The 11,992-nt window shown below is 63.0% G+C and carries 10 protein-coding genes and 1 pseudogene; 5 read left to right on the forward strand and 6 right to left on the reverse strand.

Translation table 11 applies throughout. The features are described 5' to 3' along the window. Positions 1–222, reverse strand: a pseudogene (locus tag EN991_RS07840) (LLM class flavin-dependent oxidoreductase); the annotation flags it as partial. A 504-nt stretch (positions 223–726) separates the two neighbouring features. Here EN991_RS07840 and EN991_RS07845 point away from each other — a divergent pair. From EN991_RS07845 to EN991_RS07855, 3 genes are all read left to right on the forward strand, one after another. Further along, positions 727–1,524, forward strand: a complete 798-nt coding sequence (locus EN991_RS07845; RefSeq protein WP_064995753.1) for an ABC transporter substrate-binding protein — start codon at positions 727–729, stop codon at positions 1,522–1,524. A gap of 151 nt (positions 1,525–1,675) precedes the next feature. Beyond that, positions 1,676–2,350 (forward strand): amino acid ABC transporter permease, encoded by a 675-nt coding sequence (locus EN991_RS07850; protein ID WP_013527987.1) that lies wholly within the window; start codon positions 1,676–1,678, stop codon positions 2,348–2,350. Between the two features lie 49 nt (positions 2,351–2,399). Then, the gene (locus EN991_RS07855) at positions 2,400–3,674 is read left to right on the forward strand and encodes a cysteine desulfurase-like protein (RefSeq protein WP_127368515.1); all 1,275 of its coding nucleotides are present in this window, start codon (positions 2,400–2,402) and stop codon (positions 3,672–3,674) included. Positions 3,675–3,759: 85 nt separating this feature from the next. Here the strand turns inward: EN991_RS07855 and EN991_RS07860 are convergent, their stop codons facing one another. From EN991_RS07860 to EN991_RS07880, 5 genes are all read right to left on the reverse strand, one after another. Beyond that, positions 3,760–4,590, reverse strand: coding sequence for a dipeptide ABC transporter ATP-binding protein (locus EN991_RS07860; RefSeq protein WP_013527989.1), 831 nt, complete (start codon positions 4,588–4,590; stop codon positions 3,760–3,762). Beyond that, the gene (locus EN991_RS07865; protein WP_024503389.1) at positions 4,590–5,444 is read right to left on the reverse strand and encodes an ABC transporter ATP-binding protein; all 855 of its coding nucleotides are present in this window, start codon (positions 5,442–5,444) and stop codon (positions 4,590–4,592) included. Before EN991_RS07865 ends, EN991_RS07860 begins: the two co-directional genes overlap by 1 nt. A gap of 2 nt (positions 5,445–5,446) precedes the next feature. Further along, on the reverse strand, positions 5,447–6,301 hold the full coding sequence (locus tag EN991_RS07870) for an ABC transporter permease subunit (RefSeq protein ID WP_245460916.1): 855 nt from the start codon (positions 6,299–6,301) through the stop codon (positions 5,447–5,449). A gap of 70 nt (positions 6,302–6,371) precedes the next feature. Next, positions 6,372–7,379: an ABC transporter permease subunit gene (locus EN991_RS07875; protein ID WP_063169936.1), complete on the reverse strand. Its 1,008-nt coding sequence runs from the start codon at positions 7,377–7,379 to the stop codon at positions 6,372–6,374. A gap of 50 nt (positions 7,380–7,429) precedes the next feature. After that, positions 7,430–9,022 carry an ABC transporter substrate-binding protein gene (locus EN991_RS07880; RefSeq protein ID WP_013527993.1) on the reverse strand — a complete coding sequence of 531 codons (1,593 nt, stop codon included), beginning with the start codon at positions 9,020–9,022 and terminating at the stop codon, positions 7,430–7,432. Between the two features lie 453 nt (positions 9,023–9,475). Here EN991_RS07880 and EN991_RS07885 point away from each other — a divergent pair, with 453 nt between their 5' ends. Both EN991_RS07885 and EN991_RS07890 read left to right on the forward strand, forming a co-directional pair. Next, the gene (locus tag EN991_RS07885; protein ID WP_063171132.1) at positions 9,476–11,482 is read left to right on the forward strand and encodes a long-chain fatty acid--CoA ligase; all 2,007 of its coding nucleotides are present in this window, start codon (positions 9,476–9,478) and stop codon (positions 11,480–11,482) included. Further along, positions 11,479–11,992, forward strand: a 514-nt coding sequence (locus EN991_RS07890) for a 50S ribosomal protein L11 methyltransferase (RefSeq protein ID WP_164768913.1), incomplete at its 3' end; no start/stop codon positions are given. The genes EN991_RS07885 and EN991_RS07890, both read left to right, overlap by 4 nt.

Consider the following 11,992-nt stretch of genomic DNA (forward strand, 5'->3'; position numbering starts at 1 on the left):
TTCGCGCACCTTGTTGCGGCCGCCGAAGCCGCGCCAACGCGCGATCGGCAGCATGAACTCCAGCCCGGCGCGGTCGGCGATCTGGGCTGCGGTCACATTGTCCCGCCAGCTCGCCGCCCAGCGCTCCGGCACATCGGTGATGGCAAGCCCGCCATCGGCATTGGTCGAAAAGACGCCAAGCTTCAGTCTGTTCGAGCCGTGCAAAGGGTGTGGTTTGTTCACGTCGCTGCCTCCCGGCGAAGATCGCACGCTAGGCCCGCGCGGAAATATTTCAAGCCTGAAATAGCTTGGCGTCACCATCGCTCGCGGGTATCGGTTCCAGCGGGCCGCACCATGTCCGCCACGCAACGGACACCGCAGCTTTTTAAGCTTAAAACTTTCGCCTTGAAAAGCGCCGCACTTTGGATAAGCATTCCGGAGTCGATGGCGATTGCCGTGCCGGACGGGCTTGCCGGCCAGTCCATCGAGCAGACCAGTCCATCGTGCCGGCCAGCCATCGTGGGTGCTCCGGGTGGGAGTCTCAGTTCTTGTCGTTCATACTGCCCCAGTCATCATCCAACACGCGCCATGCCTTCGATGACGTGCGCGCGGATTCGCGGTCTGCAACACACAACATCGCCGCCGCGACCGCATGGTCGCTGCCATAAATTGACGCCCTGCGTGAAGCGGGGCGGCAAAAAAACCGTGCGGGAGCAACCCGCCCGATCAACAACAGAGGGAACACAAATGAGCTTCACGCGTCGCAAATTGCTTCTTCTCGCCGCCGCCATCGGCATCGCCGCCGGCCCCGCCACCGCCTATGCCGCCGACATGCTCAATGTCGGCGCCTACCCGACCAACCCGCCCTTCGAATTCAAGAACGAGAGCGGCACTTTCGAAGGCTTCGAGGTCGACATCGTCAACGAAGCCGCCAAGCGCATCGGCATGACCACCGACATCGCCGATCTCGGTTTCCAGGCGCTGTTTGCCGCCACCACCTCGAAGCGCATCGACGTCGCCATCTCGTCGATCACCATCACGGCGGAGCGGCTGAAGTCACAGTCGTTCACGCAGCCCTATTATGATTCCGATATGGGCATCGCCACCAAGGCCGACAGCCCGATCAAGGCCGAGGCCGACCTCAAGGGCAAGATCATCGGCGTGCTGTCCGGTTCGACCGGCGAAACCTGGGTCAAGGCGCATCAGGAAGCCGACGGCTTCAGCGACGTGAAGGGCTACGACACGCAGCAGAACCTGCTGCTCGACCTCAGCGCCGGCCGCGTCGATGCGGCAGTCAGCGACATTCCGGGCATGGAATATTCCTTCACCAAGATGAAGGACCTGGTGGTCAAGGAGCGCATCAAGACCGGTGAGCAATACGGCCTGATGATGACCAAGGACCACCCGCTGCTCGGCAAGCTGAACGATGCGCTGAGCGCGATGAAGAAGGACGGCACGCTGGCCGCCATCCACAAGAAGTGGTTCGGCAGCGACGCGCCCGCCGACTCTTCGACCATGAAGGAAATGCCGCTGCCGAAGGCCTGAGCTGAAAGCTGCGGTAACATCGTGCCGGCTTTCCAGGCCGGCACGATTCTTTCACGCCTGGCCGCCGGCTTCTGCCGCAGATCTCCTGCCCTCGGCGGGCCCATCGAGTTTAACGTGAGCATTCTTTGCTCTGGGGTTCGGGAACGCTCCCATGTCGCTGATCGACACCTTCTTCAACCCCGACGTCATCATGTCCAGCCTGCCGGCGCTGCTGCGCGGCTTCCTGAACACGCTGCTGCTCGGCATTTTGAGCATCGGCATCGGCATCCCCATCGGCCTGGGGATCAGCCTGGTGCGGCTCTATGCGCCGAAGCCGCTGCGCTGGCTCGCGGTCGGCTACACCGACATCTTCCGCGCCCTGCCGGTGCTGGTCGTGCTGATCCTGATCTACTATGCGCTGCCCTTCCTCGGCATACGCCTGTCGTCCTGGGCATCGGCGGTGACAGCCTTCGCCTTCATCATGTCGGCCTACTCGGCCGAGGTGTTCCGCTCCGGCATCGAAAGCATTCCGCGTGGCCAGTTCGAGGCGTCGCAGGCGCTTGGCCTGCCGTTCCTCCTGACCTTGCGCAAGGTGGTGCTGCCGCAAGCGATCCGCGTCGTCATCCCGCCGATGACCAGCAACTGCGTCTCGATGTTCAAGGACACCTCGCTCGCCTCCACCGTGGCGCTGCCGGAACTCTTGAAGGAAGCGACCAACGCGCAGTCGCTCTACGCCAACCCATCGCCGCTGATCGGCGCCGCGCTTGTCTATCTCATCTTCCTCTGGCCGATGGTCCGCCTCGTCAGCCTGCTCGAAGAGCGCTTCAAGACCGAAAAGAAGCGCTGACCTCGCCAACCGATCCCACCCCGTCCAAGCCCTCCGCAGGAGCCTACCCGTGAATAAGCATCAAACCGACAATGCGAATGCCACCGCGTTCCCCGTCGACACCATCCGCGCCATGTTTCCAGCCTTGCAGCGGGCCGGCGATTTCATCTTTTTGGACAACGCCGCCGGCGCGCAGATCCCGCAGAGCGTGCTCGACGCGGTGACCAATCATCTGGTTTCGCACAATGTGCAGCGTGGCGGCCGCTATGGCCGCAGCGTCACCGTCGACCAATCGGTCGCCGATGCCCGGACAAGCGTCGCTCTGCTCATCAACGCCTACAGCCCGGCGGAAATCTGCTTCGGCATGAATGCCACCTCGTTCATCCGCCTGGTCAGCCTCGGCATCGGCCAGATGCTGCAAGAGCGCGACGAGATCGTCGTCACCGACATGGACCATGACGCCAACATCGCGACTTGGCTGGCGCTGGAGTCGGCCGGTGCGAAATTCAAATGGTGGCGGATGCGTGAGGACGGCAATCTGCATGTCGACGATCTGCGTCCGCTGGTTTCGGACCGCACCCGCCTGATCGCCTGCACGGTCACGGCGCACTCGATCGGCTCGATCGTCGATGTCGCTTCGGTGGCCAAGATCGCGCATGCGGCCGGCGCCGAAGTGTTCCTCGACTGCGTGCATTACGGGCCGCATGGACTGATCGACGTGCAGGCCTGGGACTGCGACTATCTCGTCTGCTCCGGCTACAAGAATTTCTCGCCGCATATGGGCTTCCTGTGGGGCCGTTTCGAGACGCTGAAGCGGCTGCCGACCTTCCGCGAGGATTTCATCCCCGACGAGCCGCCCTACAAGGTCGAGGCCGGCACCTTCATCTACGAGAACGTCTCCGGCATGGATGCCGCCGTGCAATACCTGGAACTGATAGGCCGCAATCTGGCGCCGTCCAACAACCGTTCGCGGCGCGACAACATCGTTGCCGGCATGGGCGCCATCCGCGACTACGAGCTGGTGCTGGCGCGTGAGATGCTGGCCGTGCTGAAAGGTTGCGGGGCAACCATCTACGGCGTCGCCGACGAGGCCCGCATCACCGAGCGCGTGCCGACCTTCTGCTTCAACATCGGCAAACTATCGCCGCAGCGGGTCGTCGAGGAAATGGCCGAGATGCAGATCGGCATCCGCGACGGCCACATGTACGCGCCACGGCTGATGAAGCGTCTCAACCTCTCGATGGACAGCGGCGCCATCCGTGCCTCGCTGGTCCACTACAACACGGTCGAGGAAGTCCGGCGCTTCGGCGAGGCGCTGCGCGCCATCATCGCCAAGCTGTCGTGAGAGGCGGCCTCTCCAGCGTCGTCATCCATGGGCGGAACAAGGGAGCGTAGCGACGCAGTGCAGACCCGAGGATGACGAAGAGACGTTAAGCCGCTTTCTTCTTCGCCAGCCTCGCCTTGATCGACGCGACGTCGGCGCGCGGTGTCGCCGCGAACAGCGTCCGGGTGTAGCTGTGCTTGGGATCGGCAAAGACCTCGTCGCGCGAGCCGTATTCCACCGCCTCGCCGAAATACATCACCATCACATCGTCGGCGATGTAACGCACCACGGACAGATCGTGGCTGATGAAGACATAGGTCAGCTGGAACTCATCCTGCAGGTCGGCAAGCAGGTTGAGCACCTGCGCCTGCACCGACAGATCGAGCGCCGAGACCGGCTCGTCGAGCACCAGCAGGCTCGGGTTCAGCATCAGCGCGCGGGCAATGGCGATGCGCTGACGCTGGCCGCCGGAAAACATATGCGGATAGCGATTGTAGTGCTCGTGGCCGAGGCCAACCTTCTTCAACATCTTCATCGCAAGGTCGCGCCGCTCGGACGCCGGCTTGTCGGTGTTGATCAAAAGCGGCTCGCCCAGCACGTCGCCGATCTTCTGGCGCGGATTGAGCGATCCGTAGGGGTTCTGGAAGACGATCTGCACCTTGCGGCGCATCTCCTTGGTCAATCCGCCCTTGGCGATGTCGACCTTGTTGCCGTCGATGAACAATTCGCCCGATGTCGCCGGATCGATCAGCGTGATGATGCGGGCAAGCGTTGACTTGCCGCAGCCGCTTTCGCCGACAATGGCCAGCGTCTTGCCCTTGTCGACCTTGAACGAGACCCCCTTGACCGCGTGCACGGTACGCGGCCCGGTGAACAGGCCGCCGCCGATGTGGTAGTCGCGGACGATGTTCTTGCCTTCGAGAACCGTGGTGCTCATCAGGTGGCTCCCGCAGCAGAAGGCGCCGGCTCGAACATCATGTCGGAAACGGTCGGAAGCCGGTCGCCGACGGCGTTCTCCGGCAAGGCCGACAACAGCGCCCGCGTGTAATTGCTCTTTGGCGATTCAAACAGCGACAGCACGTCGGCCTCTTCCATCTTGCGGCCCTTGTACTGGACGATGACGCGGTCGGCGGTCTCGGCCACCACGCCCATATTGTGGGTGATCATGATCAGGCCCATGCCGTATTTGGCCTGCAGCGAAACCAGCAGATCGAGGATCTGCTTCTGGATGGTGACGTCGAGCGCCGTGGTCGGCTCGTCGGCGATCAGCAGTTTCGGATTGCAGGCAATGGCGATGGCGATCATGACGCGCTGGCACTGGCCGCCCGACATCTGGTGCGGGAAGGAACTCAGCCGCTCTTCAGGGTCGGCGATGCCGACCAGCTTCATCAGTTCGATGGCACGCGCCCGGCGCTGGGCGCGGTCCATGCCCATGTGGAAGCGCAACACCTCCTCGATCTGGAACCCGACGGTGAAGCACGGATTGAGGCTGGCGATCGGCTCCTGGAAGATCATCGAGATGTCCTTGCCGACGATCTTGCGCCGTTCGGACGGGCTGAGCTTCAGCAGATCGACGCCGTCGAAGGCCATGCGGTCGGCCTTGACGGTTGCCGTGTTGGGCAACAGCCCCATCACCGCCAGCATCGACACCGACTTGCCGGAGCCGGACTCGCCGACGATCGCCAGCACTTCGCGCGGCTCGATCGACAGGTCGATACCTTGCACGGCCATGAACGGTCCGGCCGCGGTGTCGAAGGAAACGGTGAGGTTCTTGATCTCGAGCAGAGGCATGCTCAGGACCTCTTCAGCTTGGGGTCGAGCGCGTCGCGCAGACCGTCGCCGATCAGGTTGATGGCAAAGACGGTGATCAGGATGGCGAGGCCAGGGAAGGTCACCACCCACCAGGCGCGCAGGATGAACTCGCGCGCTTCGGCCAGCATGGTGCCCCATTCCGGCGTCGGCGGCTGCGCGCCCATGCCGAGGAAGCCAAGGGCCGCCGCCTCGAGGATGGCGTTGGAGAAGGACAGCGTCGCCTGCACGATCAACGGCGCGATGCAGTTTGGCAGGATGGTGACCAGCATCAGCCTGAGATGGCTGGCGCCGGCGACCTTGGCCGAGACGACATATTCGCGGGTCTTTTCGGCCATCACGGCGGCGCGGGTGAGCCGGGCGAAATGCGGCTGCAGCACGAAGGCGATGGCGATCATGGCGTTGACGAGGCCGGGGCCAAGCACCGCGACCAGCACCAGGGCCAAGAGCAGCGACGGGAAGGCCAGGATGATGTCCATGATGCGCATGATCAGCGTGTCGACCCAGCCGCGGCAGTAGCCGGCGAGCAGGCCGAGGATGACGCCTGAAATCAGCGCTGACGTGACAACGACGAAGCCGATGGCGAGCGAGAAGCGCGAGCCGTAGATCAGGCGCGACAGCATATCGCGGCCGACGGCGTCGGTGCCGAGCAGGAACTGCGCATTGCCGCCCTCCTGCCAGGCCGGCGGCGGCAGGAAGAAGTCGCGGAACTGATCGTCCGGCGAATGCGGCGCCAGCAGCGGCGCGAAGATGGCGATCAGGATCAGCAGCGCGAAGACGAAGAGCCCGATCACCGCGCCCTTGTTGACGGAGAAGTAATGCCAGAACTCGCCGAACATCTGCAACCTGGCGTCCTGCGGCTTGACGACGGTCGCGGCTTCGATGGTGGCGGGGCCTTCATTGCTCATGTCAGTTGGCCCGGATGCGTGGGTTGATGACGGCGTAGAGCACGTCGACGATGAGGTTCACCGACATGACGATCAACGCGATCAAAAGCAACCCGCCCTGCACGGTGAAATAGTCGCGCTTGGAAATGGCGTCGATCATCCATTTGCCGATGCCGGGCCAGGAGAAGATGCTCTCGGTCAGGATGGCGCCGGTGAGCAGCGTGCCGACCTGCAGGCCGATGGTGGTGACGACCGGGATCAGCGCGTTGCGGAAGGCGTGCAGGCCGATGACCCTACGCGGCGCCAGGCCCTTGGCGCGCGCGGTGCGGACATAGTCCTCACCCAGCACCTCGAGCATCGCCGAGCGCGTCTGCCTCGCGATGACGGCGAGCGGAATGGTGCCGAGCACGATGGTCGGCAAGATCAGGTGCGACAGCGCCGAACGGAAGGCGCCCTTCTGGCCCGAGATCAGGGAATCGATGGTCATGAAGCCGGTCACCGGCTTGAAGAAGTAGAGGAGGTCGATGCGGCCTGAAACCGGCGTCCAGTGCAGCATGCCGGAGAACACGATGATCAGCAGCAGACCCCACCAGAAGATCGGCATGGAATAGCCGGCCAGCGCCGTGCCCATGGTCAGTTGGTCGAACCAGGAGCCGCGGCGGATGGCAGCGAAAATGCCGGCGGCCACACCCAGGATGACGGCAAAGATCATGGCGAAGATGGCGAGCTCGACCGTTGCCGGAAAGCGGACCAGGAAGTCCTTGAGCACCGGTGTCTTGGTGGAAAACGAGGTGCCGAAATCACCGCCGAGGATGTTCGTCAGATAGGTCAGATATTGTTGCCAGATCGGCAGGTCGAAACCGAACTGGTGCATGAGCGCCGTGTGGCGTTCGGGCGACAGGCCGCGTTCGCCCGCAAGCACCAGCACCGGATCACCGGGCAGGATGCGCACGAAGCCAAAGGCGAGGATGGTTATCCCGATGAAGGTCGGGATGATGAGGGCGAGCTTGCCGAGGATATAACGCAGCATGGCGGGCGAGTGGGGGCGTCACCACATGGTGGCGCCCCCGTTTCGCAACCTTATTCGGCGATATCGACGCCGTCGAAGCGGTGGATACCGAGCGGATCCATCGCAAAGCCGGTGACGGTCTTCTGCATCGGCATGAACACCTTGGAGTGAGCGAGCGTCGCCCAGGGTGCCTGTTCCTTGAAGATGACCTGTGCCTGTTCATAGAGCTTGGTGCGCTCGGCCTGGTCCGAAACGGTCTTGGCCTTGTTGATGAGCGCATCGAAGTCCTTGTTGCACCATTCCGCGCGGTTGTTCGAACCGACGGAAGCGCAGCTCAGGAGCACGCCGAGGAAGTTGTCCGGATCGCCATTGTCGCCGGTCCAGCCGACAATGACGGCGCCGTCGTGATCGACCGCGGAAGCGCGCTTGAGGTATTCACCCCAATCGTAGCTGACGATCTCGACGGTGACGCCGACCTTGGCGAAGTCCGCCTGGATCAATTCGGCGGTGCGGCGCGCGTTCGGCATGTAGGGGCGCGACACCGGCATGGCCCAGACGTTCATCTTGAGGTCCTTGACGCCGGCCTCTTCAAGCAGCTTCTTGGCTGCATCCGGATCGTACGGATCGTCCTTCACTTCCTTGTTGTAGGACCACATGGTCGGCGGGATCGGGTTGACCGCCACCTGGCCGGCACCCTGGAAGACCGCGTCGATGATGGCCTTCTTGTTGATGGCCATGTTGAGCGCCTTGCGCACGCGCACGTCGTCGAACGGCTTCTGCTGGGTGTTGTACATCAGCGCGCCGACATTGAGGCCTTCCTGCTCCTCGACCTTCAGGTTCGCATCGGCCTGCAGGCCGGCGATGTCGGCCGGTGCCGGGTACGACATGATGTTGCATTCGCCGGCCTTGAGCTTCTGTGCGCGCACGGCCGGATCGGTGGTGATGGCGAAGACCAGATCGTCGATCTTCTGCTTGCCGCCCCAATAGTCCGGGTTGGCCTTGTAGCGGATGGCGGCGTCGGTCTGGTAGTCGACGAAGATGAACGGGCCGGTGCCGATCGGCTTCTGGTTGAACAGCTCAGGCGTCTTGTCGGCCTGCAGCTTGTCGGCATATTCCTTGGAGACGACGGAGGCAAAATCCATGCCCAGCGTCGGAATGAAGGTGATCGCCGGCTCCTTGAGGGTGAACTTCACCGTCAGGTCATCGACCTTCTCGACCTTGGTGATGTTGTCGCCGAACTGGTCATTGTAATACTGGTAGGCAATGCCCGGAATGTACTGGAACCAGGGACCGTTCTTGTCGACCTGACGTTCGAACGAGAACACCACGTCGTCGGCGTTGAAGTCGCGCGTCGGGGTGAAATAGTCGGTGGCGGCGAACTTGACGCCCTTGCGCAGCTTGAAGACATATTCCTTCCCATCGTCGGAGATCGTCCAGCTTTCGGCCAGGCCCGGCGAGGTCGTCGTCTTGCCGTGATCGAATTCGACGAGGCGGTTGAAGACGGTGCGCGAGGACGCGTCGAACGTCTGGCCTGCGGTATACGGCGCCGGATCGAAACCTTCCGGCGAAGCTTCCGCGCAGTAGACCAGAGTTTTCGCATTGGCCATGCCGCCCAGGACGCTTGCAGCCAGCAACGCGGCTGCAAAAGTCAGCTTCTTATTCATTGAGCACTCCCTGATGTTCTTCCAAGCCCCTCTATCAGGCTCGCGAAGCGCGCATATAAGCACCGTTTTTCCGGCTTTGGAACACCCCGTTTGCTTACCCCGCGGGAAGCAGGAAAAAAATCCGCAACTTTGCCAAATTGCAGAAAAAATTAGCCGTTTCTTCCGTTCACGAGATTATTAACAGCCGAATTTTTTTATTGATCGCCAGGCTGACGATATAAATGTTCCCGGCGCTTCCGAGCGGCCGTGGGATGCGTCAGGACACCGCCTGGAGCGCTGGCGGCGGCAAAGACTTTCGACGGCAAATCTTTCGCCGCGTTGCCGCAAGGGCAAGACTTGCACGCTCACCAAGGGAGGCAATACATAGGGTGTAGCGGCCGCAGCGGAGGGCGCCCTTGCCAATTCAGGGGCGAGTGCGGCACGGATGAACAAGACTTGTCCAGGGAGGAACGGTTGGCAAAAGCATCAAGGACGACGGCGCCGGTGAAAGCGGGAGCCAAGGCGCCGTCGAAAGCAGCCGGTACTGCCAAGCCGAAAGCACCCGTTGCCAAAGCCGCCAAGCCGAAGGCGGCCGCGGCACCTGTAAGGGCAAGCACAAAGCCGGCGGTGAAAGCCCCGGCCAAGGCTGCGGCCGGAAAGACGGCGCCGGGGCGTAAAGCGGGTGCGGCAAAGCCCGCTGCCAGGCCGGCCTCGAAGGCCGCGGCGGCGGTGAAGGCCCCACCGGCGGCAAAGCCGGCCGACGCCACCGCCAACCGATTGCCGAAAGCGCTGACGGCACTGGCCGCCGGCTTGCCGGAAAAGCCGTGGCTCAAGAGCTATCCGAAAAACGTGCAGGCCGAGATCGGCGCCCTGCCCTACAGCTCGATCGGCGATTTCCTCGTCGCCGCCTGCAAGCAGTTTTCCGCGCAGCCGGCCTTCACCTGCATGGACAAGTCCATCAGCTACACCGATGTCGAGCGGCTGTCGGCGGCCTTCGGCGCCTACCTGCAATCGAAGGGCCTGCAGAAAGGCGCGCGCGTCGCGCTGATGATGCCCAACGTGCTGCAATATCCGGTGGCGATGATGGCGATCTTGCGAGCGGGTTATGTGGTGGTGAACATCAATCCGCTCTACACGCCGCGCGAGCTCGAACACCAGCTGAAGGATTCCGGGGCGCAAGCCATCGTCATCCTGGAGAACTTCGCGAACACCTTGCAGGCGGTGATCGCCAGGACCGCAGTCAAGCATGTGGTGGTCGCCGCGATGGGCGACATGCTCGGCGGACTGAAGGGCACAATCGTCAATTTCGTCGTGCGCCGCGTGAAGAAAATGGTGCCGGCATGGTCGCTGCCCGGGCACGTCAAGTTCAATGCGGCCATGAAGGCCGGCGCCGGTTTGGGCTTCAAGCCGGCCAAGGTGGAAGCCGACGATGTCGCCTTCCTGCAATATACGGGCGGCACCACGGGCGTCTCGAAGGGCGCCACGCTGCTGCACAGCAACGTGCTCGCCAACGTCGCGCAGAACGCGCAGTGGATGGAGGACGCCTACACGATCAAGCCGAAACCCGCGCATCCCAACTTCATCTGCGCGCTGCCGCTCTATCATATCTTCGCGCTGACGGTGAACGCGCTGATGGGCATGCAGCAGGGCGCCCGCAATGTGCTCATTCCCAATCCGCGCGACATCCCAGGCTTCGTCAAGGAATTGCAGAAATATCCGGTGCACATCTTTCCCGGCCTCAACACGCTGTTCAACGCGCTGCTCAACAATGAGGATTTCCGCAAGCTCGACTTCAAGCCGCTGGTGCTGACGCTGGGCGGCGGCATGGCGGTGCAGAAGGGCGTCGCCGAACGCTGGAAGGCGCTGACCGGATGTTCGGTCACCGAAGGCTACGGCCTCTCGGAAACCTCGCCGGTGGCCACCGCCAACAAGTTCACCGCCGGCGACTTCACCGGCACCATCGGCTTGCCGCTGCCCTCGACGGAGATCGCCATCCGCGACGAAGACGGCAACAATTTGCCGCTCGGCGAGGTCGGCGAAGTCTGCATCCGGGGGCCGCAAGTGATGGCGGGCTACTGGAACCGGCCGGATGAGACCGCCAAGGTGATGACCAAGGACGGCTACTTCAAATCCGGCGACATGGGCTTCATGGACGAACGCGGCTACACCAAGATCGTCGACCGCAAGAAGGACATGATCCTGGTCTCGGGCTTCAACGTCTATCCCAACGAGCTCGAGGAAGTCGTGGCGATGCATCCGGGTGTGCTCGAAGTGGCGGCGATCGGCGTCCCGGACGAGCATTCGGGCGAGGTGCCGAAACTGTTCGTGGTCAGGAAGGATCCGGCGCTGACCGCCGAGGCACTGACCGCCTTTTGCCGCGAGAACCTGACCGGCTACAAGCGGCCCAGATACATCGAATTCCGCACCGAACTGCCGAAGACGCCGGTCGGCAAGATCCTGCGGCGAGCGCTGCGCGAATGATTGCAGCCGTCGGCGCGGATGCCGTAGATGCACCTTGCCGTCCTGACCCGGCAGAGTTCATCAGGACGAACATGCGCCTCGCCCCGGTGCCGTCGGTGCCTGAGATCCAGCTTTTTACACCGCACCCGGCCAGTGGCCTGAGACGGCTTACCGATACGCACCAAAGCGCTGACGACGATGACGACACGATCGAGGCGGACAACAATGGACCTGAGCCGCAGCCGCCTTACTGGGCTTATGTGTGGGCCGGCGGCGCGGTGCTTGCGCGCCATATACTGGATCATCCGCAAACGGTAGCCGGTCGCCGCGTGCTCGACCTTGGTGCCGGCTCCGGCCTTGTCGGCATCGCCGCAGCCAAGGCAGGTTCGCGCGAAGTGATCGCCGCCGAGATCGACCGTAACGGCGTTGCCGCGATCGGCCTCAACGCCGCGGCCAACGGCGTCGAGATCGCCATTGTCGACAAGGACATTACCACGGGTCCCCCGCCGGCGGTCGAGCTCGTGCTTGCCG

The organism is Mesorhizobium sp. M7A.F.Ca.US.005.03.2.1 (genome assembly GCF_003997795.1).
Classification (GTDB): domain Bacteria; phylum Pseudomonadota; class Alphaproteobacteria; order Rhizobiales; family Rhizobiaceae; genus Mesorhizobium; species Mesorhizobium ciceri.